Source organism: Janthinobacterium sp., from assembly GCF_009923995.1.
GTDB lineage: Bacteria > Pseudomonadota > Gammaproteobacteria > Burkholderiales > Burkholderiaceae_D > Janthinobacterium.
The window spans coordinates 12,802-37,583 of the sequence record NZ_RFSK01000010.1 but is presented as its reverse complement, the minus strand read 5'-3'; the positions used below and the strand labels follow the sequence as shown (position 1 = coordinate 37,583).

The 24,782-nt window shown below is 69.6% G+C and carries 14 protein-coding genes; 10 read left to right on the top strand and 4 right to left on the bottom strand.

Annotated features, from left to right (window positions below):
- Positions 1–25: 25 nt before the first annotated feature.
- A complete protein-coding gene (locus tag EBS11_RS07455) occupies positions 26–814 on the top strand; it encodes a hypothetical protein (protein ID WP_290601722.1) in 789 nt (262 codons plus the stop codon).
- A gap of 75 nt (positions 815–889) precedes the next feature.
- A complete protein-coding gene (locus tag EBS11_RS07450; RefSeq protein ID WP_290601720.1) occupies positions 890–1,363 on the top strand; it encodes a DUF6328 family protein in 474 nt (157 codons plus the stop codon).
- Here the strand turns inward: EBS11_RS07450 and EBS11_RS07445 are convergent.
- On the bottom strand, positions 1,360–2,262 hold the full coding sequence (locus EBS11_RS07445) for a LysR family transcriptional regulator (protein WP_290601719.1): 903 nt from the start codon (positions 2,260–2,262) through the stop codon (positions 1,360–1,362). The two genes, EBS11_RS07450 and EBS11_RS07445, sit on opposite strands and share 4 nt — an antisense overlap.
- Positions 2,263–2,364: 102 nt before the next feature.
- Here EBS11_RS07445 and EBS11_RS07440 point away from each other — a divergent pair, with 102 nt between their 5' ends.
- The 3 genes from EBS11_RS07440 (at position 2,365) to EBS11_RS07430 (ending at position 5,366) form a co-directional block, all read left to right on the top strand.
- Positions 2,365–3,381, top strand: coding sequence for an aldo/keto reductase (locus tag EBS11_RS07440; protein ID WP_290601718.1), 1,017 nt, complete (start codon positions 2,365–2,367; stop codon positions 3,379–3,381).
- Positions 3,382–3,409: 28 nt separating this feature from the next.
- The gene (locus EBS11_RS07435) at positions 3,410–3,826 is read left to right on the top strand and encodes an SRPBCC family protein (protein ID WP_290601717.1); all 417 of its coding nucleotides are present in this window, start codon (positions 3,410–3,412) and stop codon (positions 3,824–3,826) included.
- 319 nt (positions 3,827–4,145) lie between these two features.
- Entirely contained in the window at positions 4,146–5,366 is a 1,221-nt protein-coding gene (locus EBS11_RS07430) for an MFS transporter (RefSeq protein ID WP_290601716.1), read from the top strand.
- 193 nt (positions 5,367–5,559) lie between these two features.
- Here the strand turns inward: EBS11_RS07430 and EBS11_RS07425 are convergent, their stop codons facing one another.
- The 3 genes from EBS11_RS07425 to EBS11_RS07415 are packed head-to-tail and all read right to left on the bottom strand — an operon-like array spanning position 5,560 to position 8,337.
- Complete coding sequence (locus EBS11_RS07425) at positions 5,560–5,940, bottom strand: hypothetical protein (protein ID WP_290601715.1); 381 nt, start codon at positions 5,938–5,940, stop codon at positions 5,560–5,562.
- Positions 5,941–5,971: 31 nt separating this feature from the next.
- A complete protein-coding gene (locus tag EBS11_RS07420; RefSeq protein ID WP_290601713.1) occupies positions 5,972–7,507 on the bottom strand; it encodes an ATP-binding protein in 1,536 nt (511 codons plus the stop codon).
- 11 nt (positions 7,508–7,518) lie between these two features.
- A complete protein-coding gene (locus tag EBS11_RS07415) occupies positions 7,519–8,337 on the bottom strand; it encodes an alpha/beta hydrolase (protein WP_290601711.1) in 819 nt (272 codons plus the stop codon).
- A gap of 1,348 nt (positions 8,338–9,685) precedes the next feature.
- Between EBS11_RS07415 and EBS11_RS07410 the strand changes: the two genes are divergently transcribed.
- Genes EBS11_RS07410 through EBS11_RS07390 form a run of 5 tightly spaced genes read left to right on the top strand, consistent with a single transcriptional unit; the run spans position 9,686 to position 24,782 of the window.
- Positions 9,686–14,584 (top strand): non-ribosomal peptide synthetase, encoded by a 4,899-nt coding sequence (locus EBS11_RS07410; protein ID WP_290601709.1) that lies wholly within the window; start codon positions 9,686–9,688, stop codon positions 14,582–14,584.
- Positions 14,527–15,540, top strand: a complete 1,014-nt coding sequence (locus EBS11_RS07405) for a non-ribosomal peptide synthetase (protein WP_290601831.1) — start codon at positions 14,527–14,529, stop codon at positions 15,538–15,540. The genes EBS11_RS07410 and EBS11_RS07405 overlap by 58 nt, the downstream gene beginning before the upstream one ends.
- A 4-nt stretch (positions 15,541–15,544) precedes the next feature.
- Positions 15,545–18,901, top strand: a complete 3,357-nt coding sequence (locus EBS11_RS07400; protein ID WP_290601708.1) for an amino acid adenylation domain-containing protein — start codon at positions 15,545–15,547, stop codon at positions 18,899–18,901.
- Positions 18,898–23,442, top strand: coding sequence for a non-ribosomal peptide synthetase (locus tag EBS11_RS07395; RefSeq protein WP_290601707.1), 4,545 nt, complete (start codon positions 18,898–18,900; stop codon positions 23,440–23,442). The genes EBS11_RS07400 and EBS11_RS07395 overlap by 4 nt, the downstream gene beginning before the upstream one ends.
- Entirely contained in the window at positions 23,439–24,782 is a 1,344-nt protein-coding gene (locus EBS11_RS07390; RefSeq protein WP_290601706.1) for an MFS transporter, read from the top strand. Before EBS11_RS07395 ends, EBS11_RS07390 begins: the two co-directional genes overlap by 4 nt.

Sequence of the window (24,782 nt, the reverse complement as noted above, 5' to 3'; positions counted from 1 at the left end):
CCGCCCGTGACGGCGGGCTTGTTCTTTGCGCCAAGTGCTTTGGGCCGATGACGGCTGGCAAGGCGGTAGCCGCGCGGAGGCTGGCCTGGCCGCGCCGCTGACCCTGCCCGGCATGTGCTGGCCCCTGCAGGCAAGCACGGGCCACCTTGCCGCGACCACGGAGCACATCACGGGCCACTTTCGCGCGGGCGCGGGCATGGACGCCATCGTCGCGTGCGATGTGCATCCCGCCGGCAAGTTCCGCAACGGCGCGGCCCGCCACTGGTGCCGCACGCACCAGTGCTACTGGGGCACGCAGGCCGACGTGGCCGCCCGGCAGGCGTCCGGCCAGCTGCGCTGCCGCCTGCACGCCAGCCCCATGGGCTATGTGCTGTACCCGGAACGGTTCGATCCCGCGCGCCATCACGACATCTGCCTGCGCGCGGGCGCGGATGGCTTGCTGCAGCTGCGCGCCAGGGCCGATGACGGCGGCGCCCTGCTGGCCCGCGACGTGCCGGTGCTGGCCATCGACTGCCGCGCCCTGCCCGGCCTGTTTGCCCCCGACGTCGTGCAACTGAATATCACGCCGCCGGCCGCGCAGGCGTGGCTGGCCGCCCTGCGGGCCGGCGTGCCGCTGGGCTGCAGCGACTGCGCCCGCTGCGGCCATCCGCACCTGGACCTGGGCGACTTCGCGCTGGCGCCGCACCGCCGCCACACCTGCGGCCAGTGCGGCCACGACGCCAGCTACAGCGCCACCGCCATCGTCTCGACGCCGCTGTGGCGCCTGCGCGACTTCGCCCGGCGCCAGCCGCGCCGCTTCGCGCAATGCTTCTGAGGGTGCGCCCGCCCACAGTCAGGCACCGCGCCCCCGCGTAGACTGGACACCTTGACCACGAAAAGGACCGCCGCCATGCCGCACGCTCAACCACGGGAAGACGATGACCAGTCCGGCGACGAAGGCGACCTGTCCGACCTGCTCAGCGAACTGCGCATCCTGCTGCCCGGCGCGCAGATGCTGACGGCCTTCCTCATCATCCTGCCCTTCAACGGCGGCTTCGCGAAGATCGTGCAGGCGGAAAAGATCGTCTTCCTCGCCACGTTCTTCCTGTCCATGACCAGCCTGGTGCTGCTCAGCGCGCCTGCCATCCAGCACCGCGTGATGCGCCCCCTGCAAGACCGCGAACGTTTCAAGCGCGTGGCGGACCGCATCATGATGGCGGGCGCCCTGTCGCTGGCGCTGGCCTTCATCCTCGGCACCAACCTGGTGATGTCGGAAGTCTTCGGCCACGTCGCCGGCATCGCCGCCTGCACGCTGATGGGCGTGCTCATCGCCTGCATGTGGTGGTGGCTGCCCCTGCACCTGAAACACGGCAAGCGGATTTAAGGGGCCACGCCCGCCTGCTCCAGCAGGGTGGCGCGGAAAATTCCCACCAGCGGGCGCAAATTCACCTTGTGCCAGGCCAGCCACAGGGGCGTACGGTAGCTGAACCACGGCAATGCGCGCACGACGACGCCCGCCGGTGCGTGCTGGCGCAGGCTGTGCTGGATCATGGCCATGCCGAGACCGGCCGCCACGAGGCCCAGCGCCGTCAGCGGCTCCGTCGCTTCCAGGCGGATATCGGGCGTAAAACCGGCGCGCGCGCAGGCGGCGATAAAGTTATCGTGCTTCAGCACGCTTTCCTTGTGCAGCACGGCGATCCATTCCTGGCCCGCCAGGTCCTCCGGCGTCAGTTCCGCCTTGGCCGCCAGCGGGTGGGTCTCCGGCAAGGCCAGCAGCATGGGGTCGCTCAGCACCTGCGCACTGTCGAGGTCGGGGTCGTTCGGCAGCGGCGGTTCGCACAGCAGGGCAATGTCGAGGCTGCGCTGGCGCAAGCCTTCGATCTGTTCCGCCGAATGCAGGTTGTACAGGGCCACGTGCACCTGCGGCCGCGTGGCGCGCAAGGTGCGCAAGCCATCGGGCAGCACGCCCGCATGCATGGCGTTTTCGATGTAACCGATGCACAGCCCCCCTTCGTCGCCCCGCCCCAGGCGCCTGGCCAGCGCTTCCAGGCGGTTGCCGTGGGTCATGAAGGCGCGCGCTTCGGCCAGGAAGGTATGGCCGTCGCGCGTGAGGCGGATGCGCTGGGCGCTGCGTTCGAACAGGGTCAGGCCCAGCTTGTCTTCGAGCTGGGCGATCTGCCGGCTCAGCGGCGACTGGGAAATATGCAGGCGCTCGGCGGCCCGTCCCACGTGTTCTTCTTCGGCGACGGCGATGAAGTATTGCAATTGGCGCATGTCCAGCATGTCAGACCTTTCAGGACTCAAGTTGCGCCAATTATGTCTTGGACAGGCTTAACTTGTCCAGCTATTCTGTCTCCACTGACTCACTCATTGAAGGAAAACACCATGACGATCAAACACTTACTGACAGGCAAACTGGGTTTCGGCACGGCGCCGCTGGGCAATATGTTCCGCAACATTCCCGAAGAAGAAGCGCTGGCCACCGTCGACGCGGCGTGGGACTCGGGGATCCGCTATTTCGATACGGCCCCGTTCTACGGCGCCGGCCTGGCCGAACTGCGTCTGGGCGCCGCCCTGAAACAGCGTCGCCGCGACGATTACGTGCTCAGCACCAAGGTGGGGCGCCTCATCCTCGACGAACTGGAAGACCCCGCCGCCCGCGCACTAGGCGAAAAAGGGGGCTTGTTCGAATTCGGCCGCAAGAACAGGATCGTCGATGATTACTCGGCCGACGCCACCCTGCGCTCGATCGACAACAGCCTGAAGCGCCTCGACACGGACCGCCTCGACATCGTCTGGGTCCACGACATCGCCCAGGATTTTCATGGCGACAACTGGCTGGCGCAATTCGAGATTGCCCGCACGGGCGCCTTCCGCGTGCTGACCCGCTTGCGCGAAGAAGGCGTCATCAAGGCCTGGGGCGTGGGCGTAAACAAGGTGGAACCGCTGGAACTGACCCTGGACCTGGCCGAAGCGCAGCCGGACGCCTTTTTGCTGGCCGGCCGCTACACCCTGCTCGACCACGAACGGGCCCTGCAGCGCCTGATGCCGGCCGCCGCGGCACAAGATGTCGACATCGTCGTCGGCGGTCCCTACAGCTCGGGCATCCTGGCCGGCGGCACGCATTTCGAGTACCAGAAAGCTTCGCCCGAGATTATTGCCAAAGTGGAACGCATCAAGGCCATCGCCGCGCGCCACGGCGTCAGCGTCAAGGCGGCCGCCCTGCAATTCTCGCTGGCCAATCCCGCTGTCGCCGCCGTGATCCCTGGCGCCAGCCGTCCGGAACGCCTGGCCGAAGACCAGCAGGCATTGCACGCCGTCATCCCAGCCGCCTTCTGGCAAGAGATGCGCGCCGAACAGCTGGTTTCGCCGTCCGCCCCGCTGCCAGCCGGCAGCAACTGATTAATAGACTACCAGACAAGGAATGCACATGGCACACACCACCACCTCCATCGACATCGCCGCCACGCCGGCGCAAGTGTGGCAACTGATCGGCGGCTTCAATGCCCTGCCCGACTGGCTGCCCTATATTCCCAGCAGCACCTTGAGCGCAGGGGGCCGCATCCGCCACCTGGCCAACCCGGCCGGCGAGGTCATCGTCGAGCAGCTGGAAGCGTACGACAACGCGGCCCGCAGCTACAGCTATTCCATCCTGCAGGCGCCGTTTCCCGCCACCGATTACTTGTCGACCTTGCAAGTCAGTGCGATCGCCGGCAGCGACGGCGCCCGGGTCACGTGGTCGGGCCGCTTCACGCCCGTGGGCGTGAGCGAGCAGGAAGTCACCGAACTGTTCCACGGCATTTACGTGGCGGGACTGGAAGCGCTGCAGCAAACCCTGGCCCCTTAAGACAGCGGCAAGACCATTTCCGCCACAGCCGCGTTTTCTTCGCTTGCCCTGTGGCGGAAATCGGCACATTCCGTGTTATCGTTAACAACAAGAGCAGACGCTGTCGTGTGCAGTGCAGCATATTTTGCCCGCCGCCCGGCAGAGCTTGCCCGAATCTTTTACAATATTGTCTGTGGGCAGCTTTTCCAGCCCGAAATGCCGGGCGGCTGTCACCTCCTTGCCTTTCTTCACTTCGCATCCGGTGGCGCTTTGCCACCCCTGCGGCTGAGCCACAGCACGCAACTTCACCCGGTTTCACCCTTACCCAGCCAATAAGAACATGCACGCATCATCCGTAGAACCCCTGATTCCGCGCGTCACCGCGCCTTTTGGCGCTGGATACGCCGACCTGGCCCTGGCCATCGGCGGCCTCGCCATCGGCACGGGCGAATTCGCCTCCATGAGCATCCTGCCCGTCGTCGCCGACGACCTGGGCACGACCTTGCCGCAGATGAGCCACATGATCAGCGCCTACGCGCTGGGCGTGGTCATCGGCGCGCCCCTGATCACCATCTTCCTGGCGCGCATGCCGCGCCGCCTGATGCTGATCTGCCTGATGCTGATGTTCGCGGGCGGCAACTTGCTCAGCGCCATCGCCCCCAACTATGGCTTGCTGGTGGTGGCCCGCTTCGTGGCCGGCATCCCGCACGGCGCCTACTTCGGCGTGGCGGCCCTGGTGGCGGCCGCCCTGGCCGAGCCGGACCGGCGCGGCCAGGCCGTGGCCCGCGTCCTGATGGGCTTGACGGTGGCGAATATCTTCGGCGTGCCGCTGGCCACCTACATCGGCCAGACCCTGGGCTGGCGCTCGGCCTTCCTGCTCGTCGCCGCGCTGGGCTTGCTGACCATGCTGATGGTGCGCATCTTCGTGCCCATGGTGGCCGCCGGCGATTCCAGCCCGCGCCGCGAACTGGGCGTGTTCCGCCGCCTGCAAGTGTGGCTGACCCTGCTGATGGTGGCCATCGGCTTCGGCGGCATGTTCGCCGTCTACACCTTCATTACGCCAACCTTGCTGGAAATCACGAAAGTGTCGCCCCTCGTCATTTCCATCCTGCTGGCCATCATCGGCATCGGCATGACGGTAGGTAACTTGATCGGCGGCTGGCTGGCCGACCGTTCGCGCCTGTGGACCATCTTCGGCGTGCTGCTGTGGAACGTGGCCGCCCTGGCTGCATTTACTTACACGAGCAGCAATGTCTGGCTGACGGCCATCAACCTGTTCGCCATCGGCGCCGGCATCGCCGTCGCTCCCGCCGTGCAGACGCGCCTGATGGACGTGGCCGGCGACGCGCAAACCGTGGCCGCTGCCCTCAACCACTCCGCCTTCAACATCGCCAACGCCCTGGGTGCCTGGGCCGGCGGCATCGCCATCGCCATGGGCATGGGCTTGCGCTCGACGGGCTGGGTGGGCGCCATGCTGGCCTGCGGCGGCATCGTCGTGCTCGGCATTTCCGTGCTGGTGGAAAACCGCAGCCGCAACCTGGGCGGCGCGCAGCCCGCCTGATGTTCCAGGCGAGCGGCAGCCTGTTCAGGCGGCCGCTCCTGTGCCGCGCTTAATCTTCGACGGCGAACGCCACCGCCGCCGCGCAATGGATGGCCGTCGTATCAAAGAGCGGCACGTCCACATCAAGTTCCTTCAGTTGTGCCATGCCTGCCATCATGCAGGGCGGAACGGCCCTGCCGCCCTCGGCCTTGTTTCAGTTCGCGTTCCGGGCCAATGGTCGCGCCAGCAGCACGCCTGCGATCAGCCCCAGGCATGGCCCGCCCAGCCAGACGAGCGCCACCATGGCAGACATGGACGGGGGAAATTGCTCGAAGCCGGCCGATAACAGGCTCAGGATGACGAGCGCGGCGGCCACCGCCAGCGGCCTGCCCGGCGCCAGCCTGGCGGCCAGGGCACCCGCAATGGCAGAGCCTATGAAAATAGCGGCCTGGGCGGCATACCAGTGCGGGGCGCTGGCGGCCTGGAGGACCAAGGGGAGCAGCGCCTTGAGCACAAGCTGGAGCAGCCAGCCCGCCATCACGGCGATCCAGACAGGCCGCCGGGCATCGGCTGGCGCGGCATTCAATTCCGTCATGTTTTTTCCTTTATCCATCATCGGTTCCTGCTCACTGCGCCTGCAGCATCTTTTGCAGCACTGCATCGAGCTCATAAAAATCCACGGGCTTGGTCAAATGCAGATCAAAGCCTGCATCGGACGCCATCTTGCGGTCCTTGTCCTGGCCCCAGCCCGTGACGGCCACGAGGATGGCATCCTTGCCGCACGGTTCGCGGCGCAGCTGGCGCGCCACGTCGTAGCCATTCATGTGCGGCAAGCCGATGTCGAGCAGGATGACTTGCGGCAGGAAGGTTTGCGCTGCCGCCACGCCGGCCGCGCCGTCGTAGGCCGTGCGCACCTCGTAGCCGAGGATGTCGAGCGCCAGCGCCAGGCTTTCGGCCGCGTCGGCGCTGTCGTCGATGACGAGTACCTTGCCTTCGCGCGTGCCGGCCAGCAGACGGCGGTCCGGGGCCACGGCAGGCTCCAGCGGCACGGCGGGCAGCGGCAAACGCAGCTCGAAGGTGCTGCCCTGCCCCACGCCGCCGCTGTGGGCGCTGACGGTTCCGCCATGCAATTCGGCCAGCCCCCGCACGAGGGACAGGCCGATGCCCAGGCCGCCCTGGGCGCGCGACAGGGCCGGTTCCAGCTGGGAAAACAGGTCGAAGACGGTGTCGAGGTGTTCCGGCGCGATGCCGATGCCCGAGTCGCGCACGGTGAGCCGCACCTCGCCGGGCGCGCATGCCACGGCCAGCCAGATGCTGCCGTTGGCGGGCGTGTACTTGACGGCGTTCGTCAGCAGGTTGGCGATCATCTGTCCCAGGCGCGTGGCATCCGCATCGAGCCAGATGGCTTGCGGCCACTGCTCCACGTGCACCTGGTGGCCGCACTGGGCCGCCAGGCTGGCCACGCTGTGCAGCGCCGCCTCCACGACGGGCGCCAGTTCCACGCTGGCGCGGCGCAATTCCAGGCGGCCCCGCGTGATGCGCGACACTTCCATCAGGTCGTCGACGAGGTGCGTCATGTGGCCCACCTGCCGCCCCAGCACGTCGCGGGCCCAGCACAGCTGCGGGTCCTCCAGCTGCGCCAGGCGCAGCACTTCCAGCACGTTGCGCATGGGCGCCAGCGGGTTGCGCAGTTCGTGCGCCAGGGTGGCGAGGAACTCGTCCTTGCGCCGGTCGGCCGCCGCCAGCTGGTCGTTGAGCACGCCAGCTTCCCGGCGCGCCAGCTGCAGCTGCTGTTCGTACTTGCGCCGGTCGCTGGCGACAAAGACGGCGATCTCGTCATAGCGCACGCCGTCGTGCACGCGCCGCACGGCGTTGAACAGCATGGGCACGGACTGTCCCTGGCGCTGGCGCATGTCGAGCAGCACTTCCGACACGCTGCCCTGCACCTGCATCAGCGGCAGCCAATGGGTCTGGTGGAACACGCGCCCGCCGATGGTCAGCAAATCCTGCAGCTTCTTGTGCCCGATCAATTCGCCCGCGCCATAGCCCAGCCAGCCGCAAAACGTGGCATTCGCCTGGAGAATGGTGCCGTCGCTGGCGCACAGCAGCAGCCCGCACGCCGCGTGCTGGAACAGGGTATTGGCGTCAGGCAGGGAAGCCATGGCGTCGCGCATCACAGGCGCAGGCCGTCGAGAAAGCCGCGGATGGCGCGGTAGCTGGCGTCGGGCGCGCTCATGTGCGGGCAATGGCCGAGGTTTTCCACCACTTGCAGGCTGCTGCGCGGCAGCATCTCGCGCAGGTAGGCGCCCACCGGGACGGGCGCGATGAAGTCGTCGCTGCATTGCACGATCAGCGCCGGCGTCGTGTTGCGCGGCAGGATGGCGCGGTGATCGGACAAGAAGGTGGCTTGCGCGAAGTGCCGGGCGATGGCCGGGTCGGTGCGGCAAAAGCTGCGCGCCAGGTCCTCGCCCAGCGCCGGCTGCCCGGGCGCACCCATGATGGCCGGCGCCATGGTGCCGGACCAGCCCAGGTAATTGCTGTCCATGGCGCGCAGCAGATCGTCGATGTCCGCGCGCGTAAAGCCGCCCCGGTAGCCGGTGGCCGGCTCGTCTATATAACAGGGCGATGGCGCCAGCATGACCTGCGCGGCGAACAGGCCCGGTGCGGCGATGGTGGCCAGCAAGGTGCTCATGGCGCTGACGGAATGGCTGATGCAGATCACGGGGCCGTCGCCGGCGCCCGGCACGGAATCGACCACTTCCCGCAGGTCGTCGGCATAGCCGTCGAGCGTCGCGTAGCGGCGCATATCGTAGGCGTCCAGATCCGAGCGGCCGCTGCCCACCAGGTCGAACAGCACGGTCCGGTAATGCTGGCGGAACTGCGGTTCCAGATAGCGCCACATCGTCTGGTCGCAACCGAAACCGTGGGCAAATACGAGGGTTGCCGGCCCCTCTCCAGCGACACGGACGTTGTTGCGACGGTGAATATGCATGCCTACCTCGTTCGATTGTTTCCGCAAAAATACATTTATTATCATCTTTGTACGCAAGAATACCCCAGCAGGCCACAATGCGCCACCCTGGAAGCGACGCTACTCTACCCGTTTTTTTCCCACAACAGCGTTCTTTGCAGCTATCGAGGTTTTCTCCAAGTAACTTTCTTATTGATAGTCACCACCCTTTCCCCTACGCCAGATAATACCGGCCACCACCCCGTGCATAATCCCCGTCCAGGCCAGCTTATCGCGTCAGAAGCGTATTATCGCCATTACAGCAAGAAACTCACACATATACACAGGCATACCATTTCATTTAAGCCTAAAGCATTTTTATCGGCAGATAAGCATCAATTCACGACATTTAGGCGATCCATCTTTTCCAATATAAATATGCACGCCGCCGCCATACCATACTTTTGATAGCCAGCCTCTACCGAAACGCATTAAATTATCTTATTTTTATATATGTTGGACGTATTTAGCCAAGCTCATATAGGAAATTCCTTATATCGAAAATCAATGATAAAGATGATAATTTCTGTGAAAATATGGAAATGATATTTAATACTTAAGCAATTATTAAATTTGTGACTATCAGTATGCCCTCTACTCGTGCAGCGACTGGAAATCCCCCCATTTATGGGCGTCCCAGGGCCGAAGGCAGGACAGCGGCCCGCCGCGCATCCGCGCGGATAATGCTTTTGCCCTTGAAGCCGTAGCATATATGCCATATTTTTAATATTACAAAATAATCAATGAATATGACGTGTTTTCCTGATTTTTCTCCTGCGTTATTGAATCAAATCAATATTTTCCATGTTTTTATAATTTACTAAAAATTACAAACAGTTAACAATATCGAAGCTGCGCCCAGGGTGCCTTTCGGCGTATTGCTGGCGTATCCGGCGCCATTCCTCTTTCCTCTCCCATCCATGCCTTGCCGGCCAATTCATTTCCGGCCGCCGCCCTGGCAAAAACCCGCACCGCAGCGGCTATGCCGGCCAGTTTATACCCCCTCCCTGGCGCTCCATTTGCACCAGGAGAGTGCATCCAGGCCGCCCTTCCGATATCCATCTTCCGATATAAGCCCCTTTTTTCTGCAGCGCCGCAATTAGCGCGACAGCGCGGATCATGGCGCCCGCCCGTGCGCACGAATAATCGAAAAATTGGCTAAAAAATCATTATTCAAACCAAGTGTTGTTATTAAGTTGAAAACACCAAGATGCCCTGGAAATGAAAAACACGATGCTATATTCGCAACGCTGATTTCCCGCCCCGATCCCGTTCCAGCCCGCCTGGCACGGACCGGACTGACTCACTGCCTCACTTTTCGGTGTACACCATGGCTCTGACAGACTATTTCCACACTCTCCGGCATGGCCGCCTGGCAAACGCCACGGCCAGTCCTGCCCCAGGCGCCCCGCTGGCACAGGAGCAGGCCGATTTCTGGCGCCAGCAGCTGTACGGCGCCCCCGCCCTGCTGGAATTGCCCGGCGAACGATCCCGGCCGGCCCGCCAAAGCTGGCGCACGGGCAGCGTGCCCTTCGCCATCGCCCCTGGTACGGCCATGCAAGTGCGCCAGCTGGCCCGGCATTGCGGCGCGGCGCCGCTGGCCGTGCTGTTGACGGCGTGGTCCGCTTTCCTGGCCCGCCTCAGCGGACAGCAGGACCTCGTCATCGGCACGGCGCAGCCCGATGCCGTCGCCCCGCTGCGCCTGCGCCTCGATGACGCCAGCACGGGCCACAGCCTGCTGGCGCAGGCCGGTGCCGTCCTGGCGGCAGCGGCGCGCCACCGCGCCGGCAGCCTGGCGCAGCTGGTCGAGACGCTGCAGCCGCCGCGCAGCGACAGCTTTCATCCCCTGTTCCAGGCCGTGCTGGCCTTCGGCGCCCACCCTGCGCAGGACACGCCCTTCGACCTGGCGCTGGTGCTCGAGGATGGCGCCGACGGCGGCTATGCGGGCCGGCTCGACTTCGCGCTGGACCTGTTCAACGGGGAAGGCATCGCCGCCTGGGCGGACAACCTGCAGCAGCTGCTGCATTCGCTGCTGGCCGATCCCGCCAGGCCGCTCGTGCTCCTGCCCCTGCTGCCGCCCGCGCAGCGGCAACTGCTGCTGCACGACTGGAACGCCAGCGCCCTGCCCCTCGGTGCGCTGCGCAATGCGCACGACTTCGTCGATGCGCAGGCGGCCCGCACACCGCAGCGCACGGCCATCGAGCACGGCGGCCAGAAGGTGAGCTACGGCCAGCTGGCGCGCCGCGCCGACGCCATCGCCGCGCGCCTGCTGGAGCGGGGCGTGCAGCCGGGCGACCTGGTGGGACTGCATCTGCGGCGCGGCCCCCAGCTGGTGGCGGGCCTGATGGGCATCCTCAAGGCGGGCGCCGCCTACGTGCCCCTCGATCCCGCCTATCCGGCCGAACGGCTGGCCTTCATGCTCGACGATTCGGGCGCGCGCCTGGTGCTCGGCGAGCGCGCGCTGCAGGCGCAGCTGCCCGCCGGCGCCCGCGAATTCGTCGCCATCGACGACATCGCCGAACGCGCGGCGGACGCGCCGGCCGTCAGCGTGACCGTCGATCCCGCCTCGCCCGCCTACGTGATCTACACCTCCGGCTCCACGGGCCGCCCCAAGGGCGTGCTCCTGCCGCACCGCGCGCTGGTGAACTTTTTCGCCGCCATGCTGCACCAGCCGGGCATGACGGCTGCCGACACCATCTGCGCCGTGACCACCCTGTCCTTCGACATCGCCGTGCTGGAACTGCTGCTGCCCTTCACCGTGGGCGCCAGGGTGGCCATCGCCGACACGGCCACGGCGGCCGATGGCCTGGCCCTGGCCGCGCTGATCGACGCCTGCGGCGCCACCCTCGTGCAAGCCACGCCCGCCACCTGGCGCATGCTGCTCGATGCGGGCTGGCAGGGCCGCGGCGGCCTGCGCATCATCAGCGGCGGCGAGCCGATGACGCGCGAGCTGGCCGACGGCCTGCTGGCCAGGGTGGCGCAGCTGTGGAACCTGTACGGCCCCACGGAGACCACCATCTACTCCACGGGCGAACGGGTGCTGCCCGGCGATGGCCTGATCACCATCGGCAAGCCCGTCAGCAATACCCAGGTCTACCTGGTCGACCGCCATCTGCAGCCCGTGCCCGTGGGCGTGCCCGGCGAGCTGCTGATCGGCGGCCTGGGCGTGGCCAGCGGCTACCATGCGCGGCCCGAACTGACGGCGGAAAAATTCATCGCCGACCCGTTTTCCGGCGCGCCCGGCAGCCGCCTGTACCGCACGGGCGACCTGGTGCGCTGGACCCGCGACGGCCGCCTGGACATGCTGGGCCGCATCGACAACCAGGTGAAACTGCGGGGCTTCCGCATCGAGCTGGGAGAAATCGAAGCCGTGCTGGCCAGCCATCCGGCCTGCCGCCAGGCCGTCGTGGTGTGCCGCGAAGACCGTCCCGGCGACAAGCGCCTGGCCGCCTACGTGCGCGCCGACGCGGCGGACCTGGCGCAGGCGGACGGCGCGCCCCTCATCGCCAGCCTGCGCGCGCTGCTGGCGCAGGCCTTGCCGGCCTACATGGTGCCGCCTGCCTTCGTGCTGCTGGACCAGTTCCCCATGACGCCGAACGGCAAGGTGGACCGCCGCGCCCTGCCCGTGCCCGGTCGCGCCGCCCTGTCCGGACGGCTGGTGGAGGCGCCCGTCGGCTTGCAGGAAATGCTCGTGGCGCGCCTGTGGCGCGAGCTGCTGGGACTGGAGCAGGTGGGCCGGCACGACGACTTCTTCGAGCTGGGCGGCCACTCGCTGCTGGCCGGCCAGCTCGTGTCGCGCCTGCGCCAGGCCAGCGGCACGGCCCTGACCCTGGGCCAGCTGTTCGGCGCGCCCACGGTGGCCGGCCTGGCAGCCCTCCTCGACGGCGCCCCGGCCGGCGCCGCCCTGCCCCCGCTGTCGGCGCAGGCGACACCGGATGGCGACAAGGTGGCGCTGTCGTACACGCAGCAGCGCCTGTGGTTCCTGAACCAGCTCGACGCCGCCGCCGGCGCCGCCTACCACATGCCCGTGGCATGGCGCCTGCGCGGGCCGCTGCAAGCCGATGCCCTGCGCCAGGCGCTCGACGCCCTGCTGCGGCGCCACGCCATCCTGCGCACGCACTTCGGCGCCAGCGACGGCGTGCCGCACCAGGTGGCGGGCGCGCCGTTCGCCTTCCCCCTGCGCCAGGAAGACCTTTCCCGCCTGCCGGCGCCGCAGCGCGATGCCGCGGCGGCAGCCCTGCACGGGGAAGAAATCGCCCGCCCCTTCGACCTGGCGCGCGGGCCGCTGCTGCGCGCCCTGCTGCTGCGCCGCGCGGACGACGAGCATGAGCTGCTGCTGGTGCAGCACCACATCATCAGCGATGGCTGGTCGCTGGGCGTGCTGTGCGGGGAACTGGCGGCCCTGTACGCCGCCTTCGCCGCCGGCCTGCCCGACCCGCTGCCGCCGCCCGCGCTGCAATATGCGGACTACGCGCGCTGGCAGCGCCATGCCGCGCATGCGGCGCCGCTGCAGGCGCAGCAGGCCTACTGGCGCGCCCAGCTGGACGGCGCGCCGCCCCTGCTGGAACTGCCGCTCGACCATCCCCGTCCCGCGCGCCAGAGCTACCGCGGCGCGCGCCTGGCGTTCGCCCTGGAGGCGCCCCTGGCAATAGCGCTGCGCCGGCTCAGCGCCCGCCACGGCGCCACCCTGTTCATGACCCTGCTCGCGGGCTGGAGCGCGCTGCTGTCGCGCCTGGGCGGCCAGGACGACATCGTCATCGGCACGCCCGTCGCCAACCGCCCGCTGCCCGAGCTGGAAGCGCTGCCTGGCTTCTTCGTCAACACGGTGGCCCTGCGCGTGCGCCTGCATGGCGATCCCACGGTGGCCGAACTGCTGGCGCGCGTCCGCGCCACGGCGCTGGCGGCCTACGAACACCAGGACCTGCCGCTGGACCAGGTGGTCGATGCCGTCAAGCCCGTGCGCAGCCTGGCCTACAGCCCCCTGTTCCAGAGCGTCATGGCGCTCAACAACACGCCGGCGCCGGACGGCGAAGGCGCCCTGTTCGATCCGCGTCCATTGCCGCTGCCGCAGGCCAGCACGCATTTCGACCTGTCCCTGCTGCTCGACGACGACGGCGAACAGGTAAGCGGCCACCTGGAATATGCGAGCGAGCTGTTCGACTCCGACGGCATGGCGCGGCTGGCCGCCAGCCTGCAAGCCGTGCTGGCGGCCATGGCGGCCGACGACAGCCTGGCGCTGGGCCGCTTGCCGCTGATGGATGCGGCGGCGCGCCGGCAGGTGCTGCTGGACTTCAACCGCGCCACCGTCGCGCCGACCCGCCAGGACAGCGTGCCTGCGCTGTTCGCGCAACAGGCGGCGCGCACGCCGCAGGCGCTGGCCCTGCGCCACGGCGCGCGCAGCCTGACGTATGCCGCCCTCGATGCGCAGGCCAACCGCCAGGCGCACGCGCTGCTGGCCGCCGGCGTGCAGCCGGGCCAGCGCGTGCTGGTGCTGCTCGAGCGCAGCGATGCGCTGGTGATCGCCTTGCTGGCCATCCTCAAGGCGGGCGCCGCCTACGTGCCGGTGGAAGCGAATTGCCCGCCGCAGCGCCTGGCGCACATCCTCGCCGACGCCGCGCCCGCGCTGGTGCTCAGCAGCGCCGCCCTGGCCGCGCGCCTGCCCGCCGGCGGCCCGCCGCTGCTGCTGGCCGAGCCGGGCGCGGCGCCCTCCGACGGCCTGCCCGATACCGATCCCGCCGTCGCCGGCATCGACGCGCGGTCGCTGGCCTACGTGATGTACACCTCGGGCTCGACGGGCATGCCGAAAGGCGTGATGGTCGAGCACCGCAACATCGTGCGCCTGGCCGTCGACAGCGGCTTTGCCCCGCTGGAGCACGGCGACCGCGTGGCCCACTGCGCCAACCCCGCCTTCGACGCGGCCACGTGGGAGCTGTGGGCGCCGCTGCTGAACGGCGCCTCGGTGCTGGTGTTCGACCAGGACACGCTGCTCGACCCGGCGCGCTTCAACCGCGCGCTGGCCGACGGCGGCGTGACGGCCCTGTGGCTGACGGCGGGCCTGTTCCATGAATACGCGGATGCGCTGGAAGAGGCGTTCGGCGGCCTCGGCCCCAAGGCCAAACTTTCCCGCCGTGAAGGCACCGACCTTTTCCTGAAGAGCGCCCGCCGCGCCATCTGCTCAATGGCTACGGCCCCACCGAGACGACGACGTTCGCCACCACCCATGCCGTGACGGGCGCGCCGCACGAGGCGCGGGCCATTCCCATCGGCCGGCCCATCGGCAACACGCAGGTCTACCTGCTCGACCCCCTGGGCCAGCCCGTGCCCGTGGGCGTGCCCGGCGAGATCCATATCGGCGGCGACGGCGTGGCGCGCGGCTACCTGAACCTGCCGCAGCACAGCGCCGAGCGCTTCATCGCCGACCCGTTCTCGGCGCAGCCGGGCGCGCGCCTGTACCGCAGCGGCGACCTGGGCAAGTGGCGCGCCGACGGCAGCATCGAGTTTGCCGGCCGCAACGACTTCCAGGTGAAGATCCGCGGCTACCGCATCGAGCCGGGCGAGATCGAGGCGCGCCTGGCCGCCTGCGCCGGCGTGCGCGAGGCGCTGGTGCTGGCGCGCGAGGACAGCCCCGGCGACAAGCGCCTGGTGGCCTACCTGACGGCCGCCGACGGCTTCGACGTGGCCGCCGCGCGCGAAGCGCTGCGCGCCCAGCTGCCCGCCTACATGCTGCCAGCGGCCTTCGTCGTGCTGCCGCGCTGGCCGCTGAACGCCAACGGCAAGGTGGACCGCCATGCCTTGCCCGACCCGGCCGACGTGGCCGTGGACACGCCGGCGGCGCCCCTGTCGGCCGAGCAGGAAACCCTGGCGCAGCTGTGGCGCCCCCTGCTGCGCCTGGCCGGCGTGGGGCCCGGCGACAGCTTTTTCGACGTCGGCGGCAACTCGCTGCTGGCGACGCGGCTGGTGGCGCGCATCGGCCAGCACTACGCCATCGATTTCCCGCTGCGCGCCGTGTTCGACGCGCCGCGGCTGGCGCAGATGGCCGACGCCATCGCCCTGCAGCTGGCCAGCCAGCATGCGGACGCACTCGACGAACTCTTGAAACAACTTGACAACCTGAGCGACGAACAGGCCAGCGCGCAATTGCAGCACGCGCCCGCGCCCGTCGGCGACTCGCCTATCCTGGGATGATGACATGACTGATTTGAACCAACGCCTGGCCGGCCTGTCGCCGGAAAAACGCGCGCTGCTGATGCAGCAGCTGAGCAAGCAGGCGGCGCCCGCCGCCCGCCGGGAGATCACGCGCCAGCCCCGGCCCGCGCGCATTCCCGTGTCGCATGCGCAGAACCGCCTGTGGTTCCTGGAACAGATGGACCCGAATTCGGCCACCTATAACGTGCCGTCGGCCATGTGGATGCGCGGGCGGCCCGACTGCGCCATCCTGCAGCGCAGCCTCGATGAAATCGTGCGCCGCCATGAAGTGCTGCGCACGGCCATCGTCACCGACGACGTGGGACCGCAGCAGCGCATCCTGCCGCCGGCGCCCGTGCCGCTGCGCCGCGTCAGCCTGGAGCATGTGCCGGCCGCGCAACGGCGCGAGGAAGCGGCCGCCCTGGCGCAGCAGGAAGCGGGCACGCCGTTCAACTTCAGCACGGGGCCGCTGCTGCGCGCCGTGCTCATCAGCCTGGACGAGGAACAGCACCTGTTCGTGCTGAACGGCCACCACATCGCGCTCGACGGCTGGTCCTACACCATCATCTACACGGAACTGTGCCAGCTGTACGACGCCTATTGCGCGGGCCTGCCGTCGCCGCTGGCCGAGGTGCCGCTGCAGTACGCCGACTACACGCTGTGGCAGAACGCCCTGCTCGACGACGAGGGCGAGACCATGCGCAAGCAGTTCGCCTACTGGCAGCAGCGCCTCGTCAGCCACCCGCCCGTGCTGGAGCTGCCGGGCGACCGCCCGCGCCCCGCGCAGCAAAGCCGGCGCGGCGCGGCCTCCGTGCACCGCCTCGACCCGACCCTGTACGACGGCTTGAAACGCCTGAGCCGCCAGGAAGGCGCGACGCCATTCATGGTGTTTGCCACGGCCTTCAAGGCGCTGCTGGCGCGCTACACGGGCCAGCTCGACCTCGTCATCGGCATGGGCGTGGCGAACCGGCCGCGCCAGGAACTCGAGGCCCTGGTGGGCTTTTTCGCCAATACCCTGGCGCTGCGCACTGACCTGACGGGCGACCCCACCTTCCGCGAACTGCTGGCGCGCGTCAAGGATGGCACCCTGGGCGCGTATGCGCACCAGGACATGCCCGTCGAACGCCTGCTCGACGTGCTGAAGATCGACCGCTCGCTGAGCCACTCGCCCCTGTTCCAGGTGATGCTGTTCTTCCAGAACTTCCCGTCCGAGGAAATCCGCCTGCACGGGCTGGTGCTGTCGCCGATCGAGCCGGGCGTCATCTCGTCGGGCACCTCGCGCGTCGACCTGACCCTGTTCGCCAGCGAGGAAAACCACGGCCTGGCCATGTACATCGAGTACGCGACCGACCTGTTCGACGCGGCCACCATCGCCGCCATGGCGGGCCACCTGCAGCAGCTGCTGCAAAGCGCGCTGGGCGACCCGGACCGCCGCCTGTCCGAGCTGGAGCTGCTGACGCCCGCCGAGCGGCGCAGCGTGCTGCACGACTGGAACGACACGGCGCGCGCCCTGCCGGCCGGGGGCGCCCTGACGGCGCATGCGCTGTTCGAGGCGCAGGCGGCGCGCACGCCGCAAGCCATCGCCCTGTCGCACCTGGGACGTGAACTCAGCTACGCGGAGCTGGACCAGCGCGCCGATGCGCTGGCGCGCCACCTGCTGGCGCGCGGCGTGCAGCCGGGCGAGCTGGTGGGGCTGTTCGTCAAGCGCTCGCCCGACATGCTGGTGGCGCTGCTGGGCATCCTCAAGGCGGGCGCCGCCTACGTGCCGCTCGACCCCATCTACCCGGCCGAGCGCATCGCCTTCATGCTCGACGATGCGCAGACGCGCTGCGTCGTCACGCAGCGCGCGCTGGCGCCGCTGCTGCCGGCCAGCGGCCCGGCCCTGGTGCTGCTGGAAGAGGCGCGCCTGAACGAAGTGGCGCCGCCCGCGCCCGTGGCGGCGGGCGAGACGGCCTACGTCATCTACACCTCCGGCTCGACGGGCCGGCCCAAGGGCGTGCGCCTGCCGCACGTCGCCGTCGTCAACTTCCTGCTGTCCATGCAGGAGCGGCCCGGCATCACGGCCGCCGACCGCCTGTGCGCCGTCACCACCCTGTCGTTCGACATCGCCGTGCTGGAACTGCTGCTGCCGCTGACGGTGGGGGCGCGCATCGAGATCGCCGACCCGGCCACGGCGGCCGACGGCATGGAGCTGGCGCGCCTGCTCGACAGCTCGCAGGCCAGCATGCTGCAGGCGACGCCCGCCACCTGGCGCATGCTGCTCGACGCGGGCTGGCAAAGCCGTCCCGGCATGGCCATGCTGTGCGGCGGTGAGGCGCTGAGCCGCGAACTGGCCGACCGCCTGCTGGCCGGCGGCGGCACCCTGTGGAATATGTACGGCCCCACGGAGACGACGATCTGGTCGAGCGTGGAAAAAATCGAGGCGGACGGCGCGCCGATCGCCATCGGCCGTCCCATCGCCAATACGCGCCTGTACGTGGCGGACGCCTTCCTGCAGCCGCTGCCGCCCGGCATCCCGGGCGAACTGCTGATCGGCGGCGCCGGCGTGGCGCAGGGCTACCATGCGCGCCCCGAACTGACGGCGGAAAAATTCCTCGCCGACCCCCATTCGCCGGAGCCGGGCGCGCGCCTGTACCGCACGGGCGACCTGGCGCGCTGGAGCCGCGACGGCAACATGGAAGTGCTGGGCCGCATCGACAACCAGGTCAAGCTGCGCGGCTACCGCATCGAACTGGGCGAGATCGAAGCCGTGCTGGGCGACCAGGCGGGCGTGCGCCAGGCCGTCGTCATCTGCCGCGAAGACCGTCCCGGCGACAAGCGCCTGGTGGCCTACCTGCTGTCGCAGCCCGGCCAGGTGCTGCAGGCGGCGGCCCTGCGCGACGCCATCGCGCCGCAGCTGCCCGACTACATGCTGCCCTCGGCCTACGTGATGCTGGAGCAGCTGCCGATGACGCCGAACGGCAAGGTCGACCGCAATGCCCTGCCCGTGCCCGACAGCGAGGCGGCGCCCGGCCACAGCTACGTCGCGCCACGCAACGGCGACGAGGAGCTCCTGTGCGGCCTGTGGCAGGAAGTGCTGGGCCTCGAGCGCGTGGGCATCGAAGACAACTTCTTCAAGCTGGGCGGCCACTCGCTGCTGGCCACGCAGCTGGTGATGCGCGCGCAAAAGGCGTTTGGCGGCGAACTCAGTCTGCGCCTGCTGTTCGAGGCACCCACCGTGGCGGCCTTCGGCGCGGCCCTGATGCGCAACCGCCTCGACAGCGTGGATGCGGGCGACCTGGCCAGCATGCTGGACCAGCTGGAAGGCCTTTCGGACGACAACATCGAAGCGCTGCTGGGCGGCGCACTGGAAAACACATGAGCATATCCCCCCTCCACGACGACCCGCGCCTGGCGCGCCTGACGCCGCAGCAGCTGGCCCTGCTGCGCCAGCGCCTGGCCGCGGGCGCCACGCCGCAAGCGTCCCTGGCGGACGCCGTGCGCGCCCTGCCGCCGCTGGCCGACGGCACGCCGCTGCCCCAGTCGCCGGCGCAGCAGCGCATGTGGTTCTTCGAGCGCCTGCAACCGGGCACGGGTGCCTATCACCTGTACCAGCACTGCCGCCTGAGCGGCGCGCTGGACGCCGCCGCGCTGCAAGCGGCATTTGCCGCCATCGTCGCGCGCCACGCGGCGCTGCGCACGGGCTTTGGCGAGGAAGGCGGCCAGCCGCTGCAGACGGTGGCGGCGCACGCGCCCTTCACCTTGCAGCGCCTGGACCTGTCGCAGCTGGACTTCGCCGCCGCCCACGCGGCCGCGCTGGACTACGCGGGCGCCGAGACGCAGCGCCCGTTCGACCTGGCCCGTCCGCCGCTGCTGCGCGCCAGCCTGGTGACCCTGGCGCCGCAGGAATACGCGCTGGTGGTGGTGCTGCACCATATCATCGCCGATGCCTGGTCGCTCAACGTGCTGTATGGCGAACTGCAGGCCCTGTACCGCGCCCACGCCTCGGGCGCGCCATCGCCGCTGGCGGCCCTGCCGCTGGCCTTCCCCGACATCGTGCGCTGGCAGGCGTCGCCCCCGCGCCAGGCCGCGCTGGCGCGCCAGGTGGCCTTCTGGCACCAGGCGCTCGACGGCTGCAGCGGCTTGCTGGAACTGCCGGCCGACGCGCCGCGCGGCCCCAGCCTGTCGCCCGCCGGCGAACGCCACGCCTTCGTGGTGCCGCCCGCCTTGTCGCACGCCGTCAAGGCCCTGGCGCAGGCCGAGGGCGCGACCCTCTTCATGGCCCTGCTGTCGGCCTTCCAGGTGCTGCTGGCGCGCCTGGCCAGCCAGGATGACGTGGTGGTCGGCACTCCGGTGGCCAACCGCGGCGCGCCGGAGTCCGAACCGCTGATCGGCCTGTTCGTCAATACGCTGGCCCTGCGCGCGGACCTGTCGGACGATCCCGCGTTCACCGCCCTGCTGGCGCGCAACCGCCAGCACTTCCTCGACGCCCTGGCGCATGCGGAAGCGCCGCTGGAGCGCATCGTCGACGGCTTGCGCATCGAGCGCGTGCCGGGCCGCAGCACCCTGTTCCAGACCATGTTCGTGCTGCAGGCGCCGGCCGCCAACGCGAGCGAGGAAGCGGCGCAGGCGGCCTGGCACGGCCTGCGTCCCGGCCCGTTCGAGCCGCCATTCAAGGCGGCCCGCTTCGAAATCACCCTGTCGATGGTGGAACTCGACGGCGCGCTGTCCGGCGTCATCGACTACAGCGTGGCCCTGTTCGAACCAGCCACCATCGCCCGCATGGCGGAACAGTTCACGCAGCTGCTGGCAGCCATCGTGCAGGCGCCCGCCACACCGGTGTCGCGCCTGGACCTGCTGCCGGCCGCGCAGCGGGCGCAGTTGCTGGCCCTGGGCGATGGCGGCGCGCATGCGGACGGGCAGGACTTGCCCGACGGCGGCCTGTACGCACTGGTGGCGCGCCAGGCCGCGCTCACGCCGCAGGCCGCGGCCATCGTGGATGACGGTGTTGAACTGAGCTATGCGCAGCTGCACATGGCGGCCACCGCGCTGGCCGGTCGCCTGCAGGCGGCCGGTGCAGGGCCGGACCTCCACGTGGCGCTGCTGGCGGACCGCTCGGCCGACGCCCTCGTGGGGCTGCTGGCCATCGTCGCCACGGGCGCCGCCTACGTGCCGCTCGACCCCGCCCTGCCCGCGGCGCGCCTGCGCTTCATGCTGGACGACGCCGGCGCCGTCGCCATCGTCGCGCCGCCCGCCGCGCAGGCACAGGCGCTGGCCATTGCCGGCCAGCTGCCCGTGCTTGTCAACGGTGCGCCGCCGGACGGCGCCGCGTTCACTGCGCCCGCCATCGACGGCAGCACGCCCGCCTACCTGATCTACACTTCCGGCTCCACGGGCACGCCGAAGGGCGTGAGCGTCAGCCAGGCCAATGTGCTGCACCTGCTGCAGGGCTTCGCCAAGGTCCACGACCTGGCGGGCCAGCGCCTGCTGATGATCCCCCCGCTGCAGTTCGACGCCTCCGTGGGCGACATCTTCCCCGCGCTGGCCTCGGGTGCCACCCTGGTGCTGCACGGCGCGCCGAACCAGCTGGGCGCGGCGGAGCTGGCAGCGTATTGCGCGCGTCACGCCGTCACGGCCATCGACGCGCCGGCCGCCCTGTGGCGCCGCTGGACGGACGCCTTCGATGGCGCCGCCAGCGCCACGGGCAGCGTGCTGCCCGGCCTGCGCCTGATGATGTTCGGCGGCGAAGCCGTGCCCGTGGAGCAGGTGCGCCGCTTTGCCCGCCTGACGGGCAAGCGCGTGCGCCTGGTCAACCATTACGGCCCCACCGAGGCCACCGTCTGCGCCACCACCTTCTCCACCGTGGATGGCGCCGGCCTGGAAGGCAGCGACCTGCCCATCGGCCAGCCCCTGCCCGGCGTGCGTGCCTATGTGCTGGACCGCCACCAGCGGCTGGCGCCGCGCGGCGTGGCGGGCGAACTGGCCATCGGCGGCGCGGGCGTGGCGGCCGGCTACCGCCATGCGCCGGCGCTGACGGCCGAGCGCTTCGTCGCCGATCCCTACTGCGGGCAGGAGCATGGACGCATGTACCGCAGCGGCGATCTGGCCCGCTGGAACAGCGACGGCAGCCTGCAATTTTTGGGCCGGCGCGACCACCAGGTCAAGCTGCGCGGCGTGCGCATCGAGCTGGGCGAAGTGGAAAGCGCGCTGCTGGCCTGCGACGGCGTGCAGGCGGCCGTCGCCACGGTGCTGGAAGTGGCGCCCGGCGACAAGCGCCTGGTGGCGTATTTTGTCGGCCCCGGCGTGACTGGGGCCGCCCTGCGCGCGGACCTGGCGGCACGCCTGCCCGACGCCATGCTGCCGGCTATCTTCGAGCGCCTGCAGGCGCTGCCCCTGACGGGCAACGGCAAGATCGACCGGCGCGCCCTGCCTGCCCCCAGGCAGGCGCTGCACGAGCTGGAAGCGCGCAGCATCGTCGCGCCGGCGACCGACACGGAACAGCGCATGCTGGCCGTGTGGCAGGAGCTGCTGGGCCGCGCAGGCCTGAGCACAGACGATGAATTCTTCAGCGTGGGCGGCGATTCCCTGCTGACTTTGCCGCTGGTATTCCAGCTGGCGCGCGCCTTCGGCGTCGACGTGCCGCTGACGGCCGTGTTTTCCGCCCCCAGCATCGCCGCCCTGTCGCGCGTCGTGGACGACCTGCTGGCCGGCGTCGCCGCGCCCATGCTGGACCTGACGACGCAAGCCGTGCTGCCGCCCGACGTCGATGCGGCGCGCGCCGCGCCGCGCCGGGCCGGGCCGCCGCGCGCCATCCTCGTCACGGGCGCCACGGGCTTCCTTGGCGCCTGGCTGCTGCGCGACCTGCTCGACGCCAGCGCGGCGCAGCTGCTATGCCTGGTGCGCGCCGACGATGCCGCCGACGGCGCGCGGCGGCTGCGCGCCAACCTGCAGCACTACGGCCTGTGGCAGGAGCGCTATGCGGCGCGCCTCACGCCGCTGCCGGGCGACCTGGCCGCGCCGCGCCTGGGCCTGACGGACGACGGCTACGCCACCGTGGCCAGCGAGGCCGACGCCATCGTCCACAACGGCGGGCAAGTCAATTTCCTCGCGCCGTATGCCAGCCTGGCGCCCGCCAACGTGGGCGGCACGCTGGAGGTGCTGCGCCTGGCCACCACGGGCGCGCTGAAGGCCGTGCACGTGGTCTCGACCCTGGGCGTGTACGTCAGCGCGGACTACCTTGGCGCCAGCGTGCGCGAAAGCGACGCGCCGCCCACGGCGCACAGCCAGCAGGGCGGCTACAACCAGAGCAAGTGGGTGGCCGAGCAGCTGGCCCTGGCGGCGCGCGGACGCGGCGTGCCCGTGGCCCTGTACCGGCCGGCCCGCATCACGGGCGACAGCGGCAGCGGCAGCGCCAACCTGGGCGACTACTTCAGCAGCTGGATCAAGGGCTGCGCGCAGCTGGGCCTCGTGCCCGACATCGCCAATGCCAGCTACGACATGGCGCCCGTCGATTACGTCAGCGCCGTCATCGCCGGCCGCGTGCTGGCCGACGACGGCGCCGGCGGCACCTGGCACTTCCTCAATCCCGCCCGCCTGTCCACCGGCGCCCTCGTCGACGGCTTGCGCGCAGCCGGCCACCCGGTGCGCCTGGCCGGCTATGCCGAATGGCGCGCCGCGCTGCAGCAGGCGGTGGCCGGCGGCGAGGCAAACGCGCTGGCCAGCTTCGCCGCCCTGTTCCCCGAGCAGGCCGACGCGCGCGAGCCGGGCTTCGACTGCGGCGCCACGGAGCGCATGGCCGCCGCCCTGGGCCAGGTGTGCCCGCCGGCAGACGGCGCCCTGTTCGCCACCTATCTCGCCTACATGCGCGGCCAGGGCTACCTGCCCCTTGCCGGCGCCACACCACAGGAAAGGGCATGCGCATGAACACGTCCACTCGCCGCTACGCGGGCTTGCGCGACTTTCTGCTGATCTGGTTCGGCCAGATGACCTCGGGCATCGGCTCGCGCCTGTCCAGCTTTGCGCTGGGCATCTGGGTCTTGCGCACGACGGGGTCGACCACCCAGTTCGCGCTGATCTTCGTCGCCATGGCCGTGCCGGCGCTGCTGATCGCGCCGTTCGCGGGCGCCCTCGTCGACCGCTGGGACCGGCGCCGCATCATGCTGTGCTGCGACATCGTCTCGGCCAGCGCACAGCTGGTGCTGGCGGCGCTGCTGATGAACAGCCAGCTGGCCATCTGGCACATCTACCTGTGCGTGGGCGCCACGGCGCTGGCCAACGCCTTCCACGGCCCCGCCTATGCGTCGAGCATCCCCCTGCTGGTGCCGCACGGCCAGCTGAGCCGGGTCAACGGCCTGGTGCAGACGGGCGGCGCCATCGCCCAGGTGGCCGGCCCCCTGCTGGCGGGCGTGCTGGTGAGCCTGATCAGCCTGCCCGGCGTGCTGCTGATCGACGCCCTGTCCTTCGTCGCCGCCTTCATCGCCATGCTGCTGGCGCGCATCCCCCGCCCGCCCCGCAGCCAGGACGGCGCGGGACAGAGCCTGTGGCGCGAAGCGGCGACGGGCTGGCGCTATGTGCGCGAGCGCAACAGCCTGTTCGGCCTGCTGCTGGTGTTTGGCACCTGCAATTTCCTGTTCGGCATCGCCGCCATCACCATCACGCCGCTGGTGCTGTCGATGGCCGATCCGGCCCTGCTGGGCGTGCAGATGTCCATCGGCGGCGCGGGCCTGCTGCTGGGCGGCGTGCTGATGGCGGCCTCGGGCGGCATGAAGAAGCGCATCAACGGCGTGCTGGGCTTTTCCCTGCTGGCGGGGCTGGCCCTGGCCGCGCACGGCCTGGCGCCGTCCTTCGTACTGGTGACGGCGGCCGGTTTCGTCTTCTTCCTGACCTTGCCCGTGATCAGCGCGTCGAACGATTCGCTGTGGCAAAGCAAGGTGCCGCCCGGCCTGCAGGGGCGCTGCTTCGCCATCCAGCGCGTGCTATCGGAGGCGGCCATGCCCGTCGGCTACTGCCTGGCGGGCCCGCTGGCCGAGCACGTCTTCGAGCCCCTGCTGATGCCGGGCGGCGCGCTGGCCGGCTCCATCGGCCAGCTGATCGGCACGGGCGCGGGACGCGGCATGGGCCTGATGTTCATCGTCCTGGGCCTGGCGATGAGCCTGGTCGCCATGCTGGCCTACAGCATCCCCGCCCTGCGCCGCGCCGACGAACTGCCCGACGCCTGGACCCAGCCGCCCCCGGCGGCCGAGGGGGACGCCCAGCCCGCCTGA